This is a genomic window from Curtobacterium sp. L1-20, assembly GCF_048755855.1.
Classification (GTDB): Bacteria; Actinomycetota; Actinomycetes; order Actinomycetales; family Microbacteriaceae; genus Curtobacterium.
In genome coordinates this window covers 1,564,684-1,580,685 of record NZ_CP151473.1, presented here as the reverse complement: position 1 = coordinate 1,580,685, position 16,002 = coordinate 1,564,684, and the positions used below count along the sequence as shown (strand labels likewise).

Annotated in this window: 12 protein-coding genes; 4 read left to right on the top strand and 8 right to left on the bottom strand. The window is 71.3% G+C overall.

Features of this window, described 5'->3' with window-relative positions; all coding sequences use genetic code 11:
• Positions 1-57 precede the first annotated feature (57 nt).
• The 3 genes from glgX to treZ are packed head-to-tail and all read left to right on the top strand — an operon-like array spanning position 58 to position 6,493.
• Positions 58-2,289 (top strand): glycogen debranching protein GlgX, encoded by a 2,232-nt coding sequence (gene glgX / locus AAEP86_RS08990; RefSeq protein ID WP_420370201.1) that lies wholly within the window; start codon positions 58-60, stop codon positions 2,287-2,289.
• Positions 2,289-4,742 carry a malto-oligosyltrehalose synthase gene (treY, locus tag AAEP86_RS08985; RefSeq protein WP_420370200.1) on the top strand — a complete coding sequence of 818 codons (2,454 nt, stop codon included), beginning with the start codon at positions 2,289-2,291 and terminating at the stop codon, positions 4,740-4,742. The genes glgX and treY overlap by 1 nt, the downstream gene beginning before the upstream one ends.
• The gene (treZ, locus tag AAEP86_RS08980; protein ID WP_420370199.1) at positions 4,739-6,493 is read left to right on the top strand and encodes a malto-oligosyltrehalose trehalohydrolase; all 1,755 of its coding nucleotides are present in this window, start codon (positions 4,739-4,741) and stop codon (positions 6,491-6,493) included. Before treY ends, treZ begins: the two co-directional genes overlap by 4 nt.
• A gap of 79 nt (positions 6,494-6,572) precedes the next feature.
• Here treZ and AAEP86_RS08975 read toward each other — a convergent pair whose 3' ends face one another.
• From AAEP86_RS08975 to AAEP86_RS08960, 4 genes are all read right to left on the bottom strand, one after another.
• Positions 6,573-7,367 (bottom strand): polyprenol monophosphomannose synthase, encoded by a 795-nt coding sequence (locus tag AAEP86_RS08975; protein ID WP_420370198.1) that lies wholly within the window; start codon positions 7,365-7,367, stop codon positions 6,573-6,575.
• Positions 7,368-7,412: 45 nt separating this feature from the next.
• A complete protein-coding gene (locus AAEP86_RS08970; RefSeq protein ID WP_420370197.1) occupies positions 7,413-8,147 on the bottom strand; it encodes a class F sortase in 735 nt (244 codons plus the stop codon).
• Positions 8,144-9,301 carry a glycosyl hydrolase family 8 gene (locus AAEP86_RS08965; protein ID WP_420370196.1) on the bottom strand — a complete coding sequence of 386 codons (1,158 nt, stop codon included), beginning with the start codon at positions 9,299-9,301 and terminating at the stop codon, positions 8,144-8,146. The genes AAEP86_RS08970 and AAEP86_RS08965 overlap by 4 nt, the downstream gene beginning before the upstream one ends.
• An 88-nt stretch (positions 9,302-9,389) precedes the next feature.
• Complete coding sequence (locus AAEP86_RS08960) at positions 9,390-10,214, bottom strand: DUF4397 domain-containing protein (RefSeq protein ID WP_420370195.1); 825 nt, start codon at positions 10,212-10,214, stop codon at positions 9,390-9,392.
• Here AAEP86_RS08960 and AAEP86_RS08955 point away from each other — a divergent pair.
• On the top strand, positions 10,213-10,521 hold the full coding sequence (locus AAEP86_RS08955) for a hypothetical protein (protein ID WP_420370194.1): 309 nt from the start codon (positions 10,213-10,215) through the stop codon (positions 10,519-10,521). The two genes, AAEP86_RS08960 and AAEP86_RS08955, sit on opposite strands and share 2 nt — an antisense overlap.
• Here the strand turns inward: AAEP86_RS08955 and AAEP86_RS08950 are convergent.
• The 4 genes from AAEP86_RS08950 to AAEP86_RS08935 all read right to left on the bottom strand — a co-directional run bounded on the left by AAEP86_RS08950 (position 10,511) and on the right by AAEP86_RS08935 (position 15,736).
• Positions 10,511-12,484 (bottom strand): ArnT family glycosyltransferase, encoded by a 1,974-nt coding sequence (locus AAEP86_RS08950; protein WP_420370193.1) that lies wholly within the window; start codon positions 12,482-12,484, stop codon positions 10,511-10,513. The two genes, AAEP86_RS08955 and AAEP86_RS08950, sit on opposite strands and share 11 nt — an antisense overlap.
• A gap of 8 nt (positions 12,485-12,492) precedes the next feature.
• The gene (locus AAEP86_RS08945; RefSeq protein ID WP_420370192.1) at positions 12,493-13,977 is read right to left on the bottom strand and encodes a glycosyltransferase; all 1,485 of its coding nucleotides are present in this window, start codon (positions 13,975-13,977) and stop codon (positions 12,493-12,495) included.
• Complete coding sequence (locus AAEP86_RS08940; RefSeq protein WP_420370191.1) at positions 13,974-14,498, bottom strand: GtrA family protein; 525 nt, start codon at positions 14,496-14,498, stop codon at positions 13,974-13,976. Before AAEP86_RS08940 ends, AAEP86_RS08945 begins: the two co-directional genes overlap by 4 nt.
• Before the next feature lie 233 nt (positions 14,499-14,731).
• Complete coding sequence (locus AAEP86_RS08935) at positions 14,732-15,736, bottom strand: aldo/keto reductase family protein (protein ID WP_420370190.1); 1,005 nt, start codon at positions 15,734-15,736, stop codon at positions 14,732-14,734.
• Positions 15,737-16,002: the final 266 nt, after the last annotated feature.

The following is a 16,002-nucleotide window of genomic DNA, read 5'->3' as shown; positions in this document are numbered from 1 at the left end:
TGCGGACGTGGAGGGCACCCACCGATATGTTGGCGAAACCCACCACTGGAGGACTGCTTGCACACCTGGCCCGGCAACCCGTACCCGCTCGGGGCGACCTACGACGGGAGCGGCACGAACTTCGCCCTCTTCAGCGAGGTCGCCGAGCGCGTCGAACTCTGTCTGTTCGACGACGACGGCAACGAGACCTGCGTCCCCCTGCTCGAGGTCGACGCCTACGTCTGGCACGCGTACCTCCCGAACGTCGGCCCCGGCCAGCAGTACGGCTTCCGCGTGCACGCGGACTACGACCCGGCGAACGGGCTCCGCGCGAACCCCGCGAAGCTGCTGCTCGACCCGTACGCCAAGGCGACGAGCGGTGACATCGACTGGGACCAGGCGCTCTTCTCGTACACGTTCGGCGACCCCGACTCGACGGACGACCAGGACTCCGCGTCGCACATGATGAAGGGGGTCGTGATCAACCCCTTCTTCGACTGGCAGGGCGACCGGCCGCCGCGCATCCCGTACGGCGAGACCGTGATCTACGAAGCCCACGTCAAGGGCCTCACCGAGACGCACCCCGACGTGCCCGAGGACCAGCGCGGCACCTACGCCGGCGTCGCGCACCCGGCGGTCATCGAGCACCTCAAGCGCCTCGGTGTCACGACGCTCGAGCTCATGCCCGTGCACCAGTTCGTCAACGACTCCACGCTGCAGGAGAAGGGGCTGTCGAACTACTGGGGCTACAACACCATCGGGTTCTTCGCGCCGCACTCGCACTACTCGTCCTCCGGGGACCGCGGGCAGCAGGTGCAGGAGTTCAAGGCGATGGTCCGCGAGCTCCACCGCGCCGGCATCGAGGTCGTCCTCGACGTCGTCTACAACCACACGGCCGAGGGCAACCACCTCGGGCCGACCCTGTCCTTCCGCGGCATCGACAACGCCGCCTACTACCGCCTGGTCGACGACGACAAGCGGTACTACATGGACACCACCGGCACCGGCAACTCGCTCAACGTCGGACACCCGCACTCGCTGCAGCTCATCATGGACTCGCTCCGCTACTGGGTGACCGAGATGCACGTGGACGGCTTCCGCTTCGACCTGGCCGCCGCGCTGGCCCGCGAGTTCTACGAGGTCGACCGGCTGTCGGCGTTCTTCGAGCTCGTCCAGCAGGACCCGATCGTGTCGCAGGTGAAGCTCATCGCCGAGCCGTGGGACGTCGGCCCCGGCGGCTACCAGGTCGGCAACTTCCCGCCGCAGTGGTCGGAGTGGAACGGCAAGTACCGCGACACCGTCCGTGACTTCTGGCGCGGTGAGTCCTCGACGCTCGGCGAGTTCGCCTCCCGGATCTCCGGCTCGGCCGACCTCTACGAGCACGACGGCCGCACGCCCAAGGCGAGCATCAACTTCATCACCGCGCACGACGGCTTCACGCTGTACGACCTCGTCGCCTACAACGAGAAGCACAACGAGGCCAACGGCGAGGACAACAACGACGGCGAGAGCCACAACCGGTCCTGGAACTCCGGCGTCGAGGGCCCGACCGACGACGAGTCCGTGAACGCACTCCGTCTCCAGCGGCGACGGAACTTCCTGGCGACGCTGCTGCTCAGCCAGGGCGTGCCGATGATCGCGCACGGCGACGAGCTGGGGCGCACGCAGTCGGGCAACAACAACGTGTACGCGCAGGACTCCGCGATCAGCTGGATCGACTGGGACGCCGCCGACGACGAACTCATCCAGTTCACCGCCGACCTCGTGAAGCTCCGGCACGACCACCCGACGTTCCGACGCACCCGGTACTTCAACGGGCGGCCGGTCCGCCGCGGGCAGGACGAGCCGCTGCCGGACGTGGTGTGGCTCACGCCGTCCGGCGACGCGATGGAGCCCGAGGACTGGGACTCCGGGTTCGGCAAGAGCGTCGGCATGTACCTCAACGGCAACGGCATCCGCGGCCGCGACGCCCGAGGCGAGCGGGTCACCGACGTCGCGTTCATCACCTACTTCAACGCGCACGACGACACCGTCACCTTCACCCTGCCGCCCGAGGAGTACTCCCCCGGGTGGACCGTCCGGATCGACACTGCCGAGCCGGGAGCCCGCGACGCCGTGCTCGACGCCGGGACCCCGCTCGACGTCCCCGCGCGGTCGATGATCGTGCTCCGCGCCGAGCCCGACCACGAGGTCACCACCACCCCGGTCGAGACCGACGCACCGGTGGACCCCGCCCACCCGCAGGATGCCGTGACCCCCACCAACCCCGCCGGTGCCACCGCGCCGTCCGACACCGCAGAGAACGAGTGATGAGCACGAAGCGCATCCCCACGTCGACGTACCGCCTGCAGGTCACGTCCGACTTCGACCTGACCGCCGCGAAGGACGTCGTCGACTACGTCCGCGACCTCGGCGCGGACTGGCTGTACCTGTCGCCCGTGCTGCAGGCCGAGCCCGGCTCCCAGCACGGCTACGACGTCGTCGACCACACGCACGTCGACACCGACCGCGGCGGCGACGAAGGCCTCCGTGCCCTCGCCGAGGCGGCACACGCCGCAGGTCTCGGCGTGCTCGTCGACGTCGTGCCGAACCACGTGGGCGTCGCCACCCCCGAAGCGAACCCCTGGTGGTGGTCGCTGCTCGAGCACGGGCAGGGTTCCCCCGTCGCGTGGGCGTTCGACGTCGACTGGGAGGCCGGCGACGGCAGGATCCGCGTGCCCGTGCTCGACGACCGGCTGCTCGACGCCGTCGAACTGCGGGACGGCCGGCTGTTCGTCGGCGAGACCGCCTACCCGACCGCACCCGACACGGTGCACGACGGCGACTCGGTCGAGACGGTCCACGCACGGCAGCACTACGAGTTCGTGCACTGGAAGCGTGCGGACCACGAGCTGAACTACCGCCGGTTCTTCGCGGTGAACACCCTCGCCGCCATCCGCGTCGAGGAGCCCGAGGTCTTCGCGGCCTCCCACGCCACGATCGGTGGCTGGTTCCGCGACGGCCTCGTGGACGGACTCCGCATCGACCACCCGGACGGCCTGTACGACCCCGCCGGCTACCTGCAGGACCTCGCCGGGCTCACCGGCGGCGCGTACACCCTCGTCGAGAAGATCCTCGAGCCGGGCGAGGAACTGCCCTCGAGCTGGCCCGTCGACGGCACCACCGGGTACGACGCCCTCGGGTTGCTCGACCGGGTGTTCGTCGACCCCGCCGGCGAGGACACGCTGACGGCCGCGTCCGGAGCCGAGCCGACCGACTGGAAGCAGCTCACCCACGACACCCGCCGCGGCATCGCCGACGGGATCCTCGGCAGCGAGGTCCAGCGGCTCGCGCGACTGCTCCGCCCGGTCGCCGACGGCCTGCCGCACGAGCGGGTCGTCGACGCGGTGGCCGAGATCGTCGCCTCGTTCGACGTCTACCGGACGTACCTGCCCGAGGGCGCCCACGACCTCATCGCCGCCCTCGAGGGCGCTGCCGCGGCCCGCCCGGACCTCGACGACGTGATCGACCGGATCGCCCCGGCACTCGTCGACCCGTCGTCCGCCGCGGCGGTCCGCCTGCAGCAGACGAGCGGCATGGTGATGGCGAAGGGCGTCGAGGACACCGCGTTCTACCGGACCTCCAGGCTCACGAACCTCAGCGAGGTCGGTGGCGACCCCAGCATCTTCGCCGTGTCGGTGGGCGACTTCCACCAGGCACAGCGCGACCGGCTCGGCAGCTGGCCGCACACGATGACGACGCTGACGACGCACGACACGAAGCGCAGCGAGGACACCCGCGCCCGGATCGCCGTGCTCGCCGAGACCGGCCACGAGTGGTCGTCGGCGCTCGAGCGGCTGCAGTCGCTGGTCCCGCTCGAGGACGCGGTGCTCGCCGACCTCCTGTGGCAGGCGATCGTCGGCGCACGCCCGGCCAGCCGCGAACGCCTGCACGCCTACGCCGAGAAGGCCTCGCGCGAAGCCGGGAACAGCACGACGTGGACAGAACCCGACGAGGACTTCGAGCGCCGCATGCACGCGCTCGTCGACGCCGCCTTCGACGAGCCCGCCGTGGTCGCCGTCCTGGACGCCCTCGACGAGCGCATCGACGCCGCGGGATGGTCGAACGGTCTCGCGCAGAAGCTCGTGCAGCTCACGGCCCCCGGCGTGCCCGACGTCTACCAGGGCACCGAGTTCTGGGACCGTTCCCTGGTCGACCCGGACAACCGCCGACCGGTGGACTACACCGAGCGCCGGCACGTCCTCGCCGAACTCGACGGCCCCGACGACGACGGACCGGAGCAGTTGCCCGCCGTCGGGCTCGACGGCGCCGCCAAGCTCCTCGTGACGAGTCGCGCCCTCCGCGTCCGCCGCGACCACCCGGAGCTCTTCACCCGGTACCTCGCACTCGAGGCCACCGGCAGCGCCGCGGACCACGTCCTGGCGTTCGACCGCGGCGGCGCCGTGACCGTCGCGACCCGACTGCCGATCGGCCTGCGCCGGGTCGGTGGATGGGGTGACACCCTGGTGCACCCCGTCCCGCTCGACCGGGTCGACCTGCTCACCGGTCGGCGGTTCACCGCCGCCCGCGGCATCCCGCTGTCCGAGCTCCTCGCGGACTACCCGGTGGCCCTGCTCGTGCCGGCGCACGTCGTCGAACCGACCGACCACGGGACCGCAGCCGTCGACGACGCCCGCACCACCCCTGCCGACCCCGCCACGGGGTCCGACGCCACCGAGACCGACGCGCAAGCCGAGATCGACATCCTGGAGGGTCACGCATGACCGTTCCCGACCGCTACGGCGTCTGGGCGCCCGCTCCCGAGCGGGTCCGTCTCGTCGTCGACGGCACCGAGTACCCGCTGACCCGCGGTGACGACGACTGGTGGACGACCGACGCGGTCCTCCCCCACGTCGGCGCCCGGTACGGCTTCCGCATCGACGACGACGACGCCGTGCGGCCCGACCCGCGCAGCCGCTACCAGCCGGAGGGCGTGCACGGCCCGTCCGAGGTGGTCGACCCGGCCCGGTTCTCGTGGACCGACGACGCCTGGACCGGACGCCCGGCCCGCGGCGGCGTGATCTACGAGATGCACGTCGGCACCTACACGCCCGAGGGCACGCTCGACGCGGCGGCCGCGAAGCTCGAGCACCTCGTCGAACTGGGCGTGGAGTTCGTGGAGCTCCTGCCCGTCAACGGGGTGAACGGCGAGTGGAACTGGGGCTACGACGGCGTCGCGTGGTACGCGGTGCACGCCCCGTACGGCGGCCCGGACGCCTACGACCGGTTCGTCGACCGGGCGCACGCGCTCGGACTCGGCGTCATCCAGGACGTCGTCTACAACCACCTCGGTCCGAGCGGCAACTACCTCCCGCTGTACGGGCCGTACCTCGTGCAGGGCCTGGCGAACACGTGGGGCGACTCGGTCAACGTCGAGGAGCCGGAAGTCCGTCGCTACGTCCTGGACAACGTCCGGATGTGGTTCCGGGACCACCACGTGGACGGGCTCCGCCTCGACGCCGTGCACGCGATCCGCGACACCTCGCGGCCGCACGTGCTGCAGGACATGGCGTCGGAGACCGACGCGTTCTCGGCGTTCGTCGGACGTCCGCTGTCGCTCGTCGCCGAGTCCGACCTGAACGACCCGGTCATGTTCCGTCCGCAGGAGGCCTCCGGCTACGGGCTCGCCGGACAGTGGTCGGACGACTTCCACCACGCCGTGCACGTCGCCGTCACGGGCGAGACGAACGGGTACTACGCCGACTTCGAACCGCTGTCGGCGTTGGCCAAGGTCCTCGAGCGCGGGTTCTTCCACGACGGCACGTGGTCGTCGTTCCGCCGCAAGCGGCACGGACGGCCCATCGATCGTGGGACCTCACCCGCGACCGCCCTCGTGGTCGCGAACCAGAACCACGACCAGATCGGCAACCGCGCGGCCGGCGACCGCCTCGCCGCGACCGTGTCCGACGAGGGCCTCGTCATCGCCGCGGCCCTGACGCTCCTCGGCCCGTTCACGCCGATGCTCTTCATGGGCGAGGAGTTCGCCGCGACCACGCCGTGGCAGTTCTTCACCTCGCACCCCGAACCGGAACTCGGCAAGGTCACCGCCGAGGGCCGGATCAAGGAGTTCGCCGAGCACGGCTGGGACGAGTCCACCGTGCCGGACCCGCAGGACCCGTCGACGTTCACGAACTCGAAGCTCGACTGGTCCGACGTGGAGTCCGACCGCGGCGCACGGATCCTGCGCGCCTACCGGGTGCTCGTGGCCCTCCGGCGCACCGATCAGGCCTTCGTCGACCCGCGCTACGAGGCGAACGCGGTCCGGTTCGACGAGGACCAGCGCTGGCTGGTCCTGACCCGCGGTCTGCTCGGGCCGGACACCGCCCCGGTGCACGTCGTGGTGAACCTCCGCGACGACGCCGTCGAGGTCCCCGTCCCCGGCGCGACCGGCGAGGAGCTCTACCGCTTCGGTGAGGCCGAGGTCACCGACGAGGCCGTGCGCTTCTCCGGCCGCGGCGTCGTCGTCCTGCGCTGACCGACGGCTCCGACCCGGAACGGACAGGAGGCACGTGGCGGACCCGCCACGTGCCTCCTGTCCGTCCGGGGGTCCGTCGTCAGACGGCGTGGTCGCCGACCGCGTGCGCGTTCGCGCGCACCGACGGCAGGCGACGGTGGTCCTTCACGAGGGAACGGGCCTCGCGGATGCGGCGGTCGATGCCCCACTTCGTGACGAGCGTCAGGCTCTCGCGGACGATGTTCCCGCTCATCTTCGAGACGCCGAACTCCCGCTCGGTGAAGGTGATCGGGGTCTCGACCACGCGGAGGCCGGCCTCGAGGGCGCGCCAACAGAGGTCCACCTGGAAGCAGTACCCCTTCGATGCGACGCCGGCGAGGTCGATCCGCTCGAACGCCCGCGACGTGAAGACGCGGAAGCCGCCCGTCGCGTCACGCACGGCGATGCCGAGGGCGAGCCGCGTGTAGAGGTTGCCTCCGCGCGAGAGCGCCTCGCGGTACCAGGGCCAGTTCTCCACCTCGCCGCCCTTGATCCAGCGGGAACCGAGGACGAGGTCGTTGGTGTCCGCCAGCTCGAGCATCCACGGGAGGTACTCCGGGTGGTGCGAGCCGTCCGCGTCCATCTCGACGAGCTTGTCGTAGCCGTGCTCGAGGCCCCAGGCGAACCCGGCGAGGTACGCCCCGCCCAGGCCGTCCTTCACCGTGCGGTGCATGACGTGCACCCGGTCGGTCTCACGGGCGATGGCGTCGGCGATGTCGCCGGTGCCGTCCGGGGAGTTGTCGTCGACCACGAGCACGTGCACGGAGTCGTCGGTGGCGGCGAGCGTGCGCTCGACGATCGGACGGACGTTCTCCGCCTCGTCGTAGGTCGGGATGATGACCAGGGTCGTGCTCATGGTGCTCCTTGCGCTTGACATCGAAGATATCGGTCAGCAGCTGCGTCACTCCGCGGAGAGGTCTGCGAAGACGATCAGATTGTCCGTGTAGTGCCCGGTGGCGGTGTCGAACGTGCCGTCGCAGGTGATCAGACGCAGTTGCGGTGTGGGTGCGGTGCCGTAGACGTCGCTCGTGGGGAACGCCGACTTCGCGGCCCGCTCCGAGCGGTCCACCGTGAAGGTGCGGGTGGTGCCGTCGGACATGGCGACGTGGATCTGGTCGCCGGGCACGAGCTCGTCGAGCTTGAAGAAGACGGCGGCGCTCGTCGGGCTGTCGACGTGTCCGGCGATGACGGCCGGACCGACCTCGCCGGGGACGATCCCGTCACTGAACCAGCCCGCGTCGTCCCACCCCTTCGGCGGGTCGAGCTCGCCGGCGGATCCGCGGTGCAGGTCCTCGAGGGAGGCGTCGACGCCGATCGCGGGGATGCGCACGCGGGTCGGTGTGGCGTCGGACGCCCGGGCCGGCGCGGCGGGGTCCTGGAAGCCCGCGATGTCCCGGTCGGACCCGGACGCCGCGGACGAGGACCCGTCGGTACTCCTCGACGCCGGCGCGCTGGACGCCGTCGACGGGCGTGGGCCGCCGTCACCGTCACCGGCCGCGACCGCGACGCCCGCGACGGTCCCGCCGGCGACCACCACGGCCGCCGCCGCGGCGACCACGACCCACCGCCGGCGCAGCCGCTCGGCGAGGGAGCTCCCGGTCGCCGTACGCTCGGCGCGTCGCCGCCCGCCGGTCACGACTGCCCTCCCGCCGCGGTCGCACAGCCGCCGAGCACGTCGGAGGTCAGCATCGTCGTGCCGAGCGCCGCCCAGGCGTCGCCGTAGTAGGTCGGCGTCGTCGCAGCGGTCCGGTCGGCGCGGCGGAGGTCCTCCCCCGCGGCGCGTGACGACCCGGCGGCCTGCTCCGCAGCGGCACGTGCGGTGTAGGCCAGCGCGCTGCGGTCACCCGTCACGGCGGTCCCGCCGAGGTCGAGCTGCGCGGCGAGCTGGGTCGTCCGGCGCAGGGTCGGAGCGATCGAGGCCGCGAGCGCGCGGTCGGGGGCGCTGCACGCCTCGGCGTACCGGAGCGGCATCCGCATGGCGTCGTACCCGTAGAGCACCCGCGCGTCACTGCCGGAGGCGGGCATCGGGTCGACGCTGCCGTCGGCGTGCACCTGCGACCAGTCGCTCGGCAGGTCCGTCTTGTCGAGCACCGCGGCGGTCACGGCGCTGGAACCCGCCTCGAGTTCCTTCCAGCGGTCGTCGCCCGTCGCACGGGCGAGCACGCGGTAGGCGGCGGGCGACGCGTACGACGCGTCGTACCGGTACGGCTCCGAGTCCGCCCACGGGCCGGGCAGCAGGATCCGCCCGAGGTCGGTCGTCGCGGTCTCGTGGTCGAGCACCGCCCCGGCCATGGTCTTGCCGGCCGTGGTGTACCGGTCGTCGTCCCACTCCGCGCCGGCGAGCACGAGCGCTCGTGCGGCGTCGAGGTCGGCGTCGCTCGCGGACTGCTCGTCCGCCACGCCGTCCTCCTTCGTCCACCGCCATGCGAGGAGCGAGTCGTCCGTCAGGAGGTGCCGCTTCGTCCACGTCCAGATCTCGCCGAAGCGTTCGCGGTCACCGGCCGCGTAGGCGATGAGCAGCCCGTAGGCCTGCCCCTCGCTGACGGTGTCACCGCCCTGGTCGGTGCGGACGACACGGCCGTCCCGGACGTAGCGGTCGAGGAAGTCGGTGCGCAACTGGGCGGCGGAGCGCGTCCCGCTCGGCGCGGTGGTCGAGGTCGGGGTCGCGACGCCTCCGGCGTCCGGCTCGGCGGCCGACCACGGGTGCACGGCGGCGACGGCGATGCCTCCGGCCACCAGCACGGCGGCGACCGCTGCTGCGGTGATGGGGATCCAGTTCCTGCGGGTCATACGGCCTGCTTCCTGCTGGGGGGGCGGTGGACGGGAGGCCCGGATCGCGTCCGCGGATCGGCGGACGTGCGCCGGGCCTCCCGTCTGATCAGGAGAAGAGTGCGCGGATCGCCCGGATGGCCGCGTGGTACGCGTCCGTGGCGGGGCGGTCGGCGGCGGTGCCACCGCCACCCGTCTGCACGCCGCCCTTCGGGGTGGCTGCCGTGGCGGCCGCGTCCGTGACCGGCACGACCGTCAGGTCGCCCTTGCTGTCGTCGAGGACGAACAGCGTCGACACCGTGTTGCCGGCGAGGTCGACGTCCGCGGTGCCGCGCTGGCCGCCACCGGACAGGTCGAGGTCCCACTTGCCGGCGTCGACGGTGGCGTACTTGGTCGCCGTGCCGAAGGCTGCGTCGGAGGCGATCGCGGTGCCGTCCGAGGTGGCGACGTCCACCTTCTTCGCCGTGGTCGCGGCCTGGACGAGGCGGAGCTTGGCCTTGCCGTCGCCCGGCTGCTGCAGGTCGTCGCTGAACGCCGCCGTCTTGAGGCCCGAGTTCTTGCCGTAGGCGACGACGGTGCTGGCGTTGCCACCCCGGACCGTGACGTCGGTGGAGATCACGGGCGTCGAGTCCGGGGCGTCGGCCGCGCGCATCGACAGGACGTACGTGCCGGCTGCGAGCTCGGTGTACTTGCTCACCTGGCCGTACGTCACGTCGTCGAGCTCGAAGACCTTCTTGCCGCCGGAGAGGCTCGACAGCTCGACGTCGACGCCCTTCGTGTCCGGGGACAGGTGGCCGACGCGGAGCCAGCCGTCGTCGGTGGCGGCGCTCGCGGACTGCGGTGCGGCGAGGCCGACGGTCGCGGCGACGAGTGCTGCGCCGAGGGCGCCGACGGCGGCGACGCGGCGTCGGGAGGTGCGTGCTGGTGCGGTCATGGTGCTGCTCCTTCGGGTCGGTGCGGTGCTGGTGGTGCCGGTGCTGGTGCTGGTGCTCGGGCTGGGTCCGGGGCTCGGGCGGGTGCTCGTCTCGGCGAGCGGGCGGTTCCGCGCGGTGCCGTCGGCGGCGACCCCACGTTTCCGCCCGCTCGCGCCGGGGCGGGTGGCCCCTCCCGAGCTGGTGTCGGTGTGCGCCTGGGCGAGCGGGCGGTTCCGCGCGGTGCTGTCGGCGGCGACCCCGCGTTTCCGCCCGCTCGCGCCGGGCGGGACCACCCCGTGGTCCCGCCCCGGGGACGTCACGAGGTGACCGCAGCGCTCGTCGGGTCACTCGTCGGGAAGACCGCCGTCAGCCTGCTGCCGTCCCGCTCGACCGAAGCCGGCCGGAACGTGCTCGACACGGCGTCCAGCGTCGCCTCGATGCGCTTCGCGTCCGCGGCGCTCGCCGCGTGCATGACCACGCGTCGGAAGGTCTGGCCGTCCTCGCCACTGAGCGGGGTGAACCGGTCGACGCGGATCGAACGGTCGGCCAGGACCTGCCCGAGGGCGATCATCGCCCGCGAGTCCACCTGGCCCGCACGGAACTGCGACCGCGTCCCGGAGTCGGCGCCCAGTGCCGGGTTGTCCGCCAGCTGCGTCCCGAGGGTCTTGCGCTGGTCGGCCGCACGGGTGATGGCCCGCTGCGCGGCGGCCTGGCCCTCCGAGTTGATCTGGCGGACGTCGACCTCCTGGTTGCCGGTACCGAACGACGCGACGCTCGTGGAGTTCGCGATCGCCTCACGGACGTCCGGCGACGAGTTCCCACCGGTGCGCATGGAGTCGGTCGTCACGACGTAGTCGGAGTCCTTCCACCCGTTCGGCGACTGACGCTCCACGGCTCCGTCGGTGTCGAGCTTGTAGTACCAGACCACGTTGTTCCGGGCGAAGCCGTCGTTGACGAGGTCGACCCACATGGCGTCGTCGACCAGCATCCGGGAGCTCTTGTCGACGTTGGCGCCGATCCAGTCCTCGGCCTGGGCCATCGGCTTGTCGAGGTCCGTGATGAGGAACCCGCGGAGCTGCGACCCCCAGAGCGGCACAGCGACCACCAGCGCGGCGGCCGTCACGAGCGCCCAGGCACCACCGAGCACCCGACGCGAGGCGCCGCGCACGCGGTCCCGCGGACGGAACGCGGTCCTGCCGGACACCGCGAGCACGGCACGCTCGGCCACGAAGGCGACGAGGAGCGCTGCGAACGGGACGAGCATGATGACGTACGGCACCGGCAGGTAGCCGTTCGGACGGAACATGAACGCGAGCAGGAAGACGAGCATCGCCGCGATCGGGCGGACCCGACGCAGGAAGAGTCCGACGACCGCGGCCGCCGAGCCGAGCACGATGAACACGGGGTCGAGCGCCCACCACTGCGATGCGGCCTCGTTCGCCAGGCTGCCGCCCGTGAAGAGCGACCCACTGGCCTGGCGGCTGCCGAGCTGGTAGGTGATGCCCTCGAGCAGGCTGACCTTGCCGGCGCTCGGCAGGAGCTCGCCCTTCACCGCTGCGAGCAGGATGTACCCGCCACCGATGACCGCGAGCACGGCACCGGCCACGCTCAACGTGTAGCGGCGAGTGCTCGGGTCCGCACGCCGCACCGCCATCCAGATGAGGAAGGGCAGCGCCAGCAGGTACGTCTCCTTGCTGAGCACGGCGATGCCGAGGCACGCGGCCGCGCCGACGAATCCGGCGAGCTGCTGGCGACGACTCAGGACGAGGACGAACGCGGCGAGGAGCCACGGTGTCGCGACGTTGTCGATGTAGACGGTGCGGTGGTACTGCAGCGCGAGCGGCGAGAGGCCGAACACGAGGACGGCGACGGCGCTGGCCGGACGGGACATCGCGAGCCGACGACCGAGCACGAACACCAGCACGGCGGAGACCGCGGCGAAGAACACCATCGCTTCTCGCGCCGCCTCGACGGCGAACGGGTAGCGGGCGAACGCGCCGGTCAGCGAGGTGTAGCCGGCGATCTGGATCCAACCGAGGGGCGGGTGGTCGTACCAGTACGTGTAGTGGGTGAGCTCACCGAGGTGCGTGATCGCCCACGCCTGTGCGGTGTAGGTGCCCTCGTCGTCGATGCGCTGCGGGGTCCCGCCCATGTTCCACGCCTGCACGAGGGCGGCGACGGCGACGACGGGGAGCACCCACGCGAGGCTCCTGGCGTGCACGGCGAACCATGCTCCGACCCCGCTCGAGGCCGTCGTGCCCCGGATCGGGATGCCGGTCGTGTTGGTCATGCTGGCGGTCATCGTTCACCTCCTGCGGATGCACCGGCGAAGGCCGGCTCGGGTTCGGTGACGGCGGACGGGAAGCCCACCACCTCGGGCTGCTGCTGGGCGTTGCGGTGCTGCCCGGTGTGTTCGGTCTTCTCCCACCCGTTCTGCTTCCGCGCGTGACGGATGACGGCTCGGACGGCCGCCGCGGCGAGGAACACCTGGTAGGGCACCAGACCGAGGACGAGCTTCACGTAGTCGCGGATCCGGACCTTCTCCTTGTAGAGGCGGCCGAACTCGCCGAGGCCGGCGATCTCCACCGCCAGCAGCATCAGGGTCGGGGCCAGCGGGATGAACGAGATCAGCGCGATGGCCGTCGGGACCTTCACGAACGCGATCATGATGACGCTGAGCGGGATGAGCAGACCGGTCGCTGCCTGGATGAACGGCATCGTCAGCAGGTACCGGGCGAAGAAGCGCTGCTTCAGCGTCGGCAGCTGCTTCCACTCCCCCTTGCCGAGCACCTGCAGGAACCCCTGGTTCCAGCGTGTGCGCTGCTTGAGCAGTGACGCGAACGTCGGCGGCGTCTCCTCACGGGTGACGGCCTCGGGGCTGTAGGCCACGACGACCTTCGCGCCGTCGGCGGAGAGTCGGACGCCGAGCTCGCAGTCCTCGGCGAGGCAGTGCGCGTCCCAACCGTTCGACCAGTCCAGACGCTCCTTCGTCACGAAGACGGTGTTGCCGCCGAGCGGGATGAACTTCGACTCGGCGTGGAAGTGCAGCCGCGAGCGGAACCAGAAGTAGTACTCGAGCACGTTGCGGAGCGACCACCAGCTGGACTTGAAGTTCATGAGCTGCACACCGCCCTGCACGACGTCCGCCCCGGTCTCCTGGAAGCGCGAGTCCACCAGGGTGAGCAGGTGCGGGTACACCTCGTCCTCGGCGTCGAACACGCCCACGACGTCGCCCGTTGCGTACTGCAGCGCCAGGTTCATCGCCTTCGGCTTGTTCTTGGGCAGCGTGTCGTCGACGACGACCTTGATGAGCCCGGGGTGCCGCGCGGCGGCCTCACGGACCACCCGGTCGGTGCCGGGGTCGTCCTCGCCGACGATCGCGATGATCTCGAAGTCGGGGTGGTCCTGCGTGGCGAGCATGTCCAGCGTCTGGCCCATCACGTCCTCCTCGTGCCGACCCGGCACCAGGAGGGTGAAGCGGTGCGCCGCGGGACGCGGCGTGGTGCTGAAGCTCGTCGCCTTGAGCGCGTCGCGCGAGCGCCAGGCGTGCAGCATCCACCAGAGGGTGGAGAGCGCGACCAGGGTGAGCAGCACGGAGATGGCGATGAGGGCGGAGTACCCGATCCACTCTCCCAACGACCAGACGGTCTGCGGTCCCTGCCCCGAGCCTCCTGTCGGGACGTCGGTGGTGCCCCGGTTCGGCACGTTCCCCGACGTGCCGGACGGGTCGTTCGGTTGCAACAGGGGTCCTGCCGCGACCGTCAACGTGGTCAAGATGGTCATGCTGCGAGCTCCTTCGTGCGACGAGCGTCGGTGGAACGGAAGACGAGGGCCTTGTACGCGGCGAACCGGAACGCGGTGCCGAGGACGAGACCCACCCCGTTGCCGGCGACGTTGTCGGCGAGGGTGGAGGTGAACCCGAGGAGGTAGTGCGAGACGTAGAGGCAGGCCGCGGCGATGCCGAGCCCGACGAGGTTGGTGGCGGCGAAGAGGAGACCCTCGCGCAGCGTCGCGCGGCCGCCGGTCCGACGTTCCGAGCGGAACGTGATGAACCGGTTCCCGATCCACGCGATGGCGGTCGACACGAGGGCGGAGACGATCTTGGCCGCGATGGGCCCGTCCGGCATCACCGTGGCGCGCAGGAGGTTGTAGACCCCCAGGTCGATGACGAAGCAGACGGCGCCGATCGTGCCGAAGGTCGCGAGCTGACGTGCCAGGTTCAGCAGACGCGGGAACGCACCGGGGCGCACGGATGGCACCGAGCCGGTGGCTGACACCACAACGGGGGTATCGGTCGAGGTCATGCCCCCGATTCGGGGGACTTCCGGAGGTGGTTTGGGAGGGGTACACGGGTTGCCAGGGACCTGCCAGATGCGCGACACATGCCGTTCATCTTGACGATCCGTCAGGTGAGAGGCGCGACGTGCGCCCGGCACGGCTGGCGGCGAACCGCGGGGCGTGTGCGCCCCGCAGCCGGACGCACCGGAGGCGCGGTGCCAGCTGGCACCGCGCCTCCGGGTTGGGAAGGGACGCGCGTCTACGCGGGGCGCGACGCCGGGCTGACGTTCTTCGACGCGTCGCGCTCGGGGATGTCCCCCAGCGCCTGGTCGATGGCGGCGAGCGCATCGGCGTCGAGCGTGACGCCCGCCGCCTTCACGTTGTCCGTGACCTGCTCAGGACGCGACGCGCCGACGATCGCACTCGCGACGTTCTCGTTCTGCAGGGTCCACGCGATCGCGAGCTGCGCGAGGGTGAGACCGGCCTGGTCGGCCACGGGCTGCAGGCGTTGCACGGCCTCGAGGACCTCGTCGCGCATGAACCGCTTGATCATGTCCGCGCCGCCCTTCTCGTCCGTGGCGCGCGAGCCCTCGGGCAGCGGCTGACCCGGCTTGTACTTGCCCGTGAGGACACCCTGCGCGATCGGCGACCAGACGATCTGCGAGAGGCCGAGCTGCTTCGAGGCAGGGACGACCTCGCCCTCGATGACCCGCCACAGCATCGAGTACTGCGGCTGGTTCGAGATGAGCTGGAAGCCGAGCTCCTTCGCGAGGGCAGCGCCCGCACGGATCTGCTCGGCGTTCCACTCGCTGACGCCGATGTACAGCGCCTTGCCCTGACGGACGACGTCCGCGAAGGCCTGCATCGTCTCTTCGAGAGGGGTCTCGTAGTCGTAGCGGTGCGCCTGGTAGAGGTCGACGTAGTCGGTCTGCAGACGCTCGAGCGAGCCGTTGATCGACTCCATGATGTGCTTGCGGCTGAGGCCGACGTCGTTGTGCCCCTTCGGCCCGGTCGGCCAGTAGACCTTCGTGAAGATCTCCAGCGACTGACGCCGCTCGCCCTTGAGCGCCTCGCCGAGGACGGTCTCGGCGGCGGTGTTGGCGTACGTGTCCGCGGTGTCGAACGTGGTGATGCCGGCGTCGAGCGCTGCCCGCACGCACTGGGTGGCGACGTCGTTCTCGACCTGCGAGCCGTGCGTCAGCCAGTTGCCGTAGGTGATCTCGGAGATCTTGAGTCCGGAGTTGCCCAGGTACCTGAATTCCATGGTGTCGACGCTACCGGGCTTCCGACCGCCGTGAGGGGCCGCGCGAGTACCTGTGGAGAACGCGCGCCGGCCGCGCAGCGGCGGCGGCGCCCGGACGGCCGCCTGCTCCGCCGCTCTGTCGGCGCCCTGTCGTCCGTCGCCCCGTCGGCGGCCCTGCCCCGCCCTTTCCGGCGCCCGGTTCGCCCGCCCTGACCGGCGTTCAGACCGTCGCCATGTCCGTCGCCCTGCTGGCGCTCTGTCCGCCGCCTTGCTGGCGCCCTGCTCCT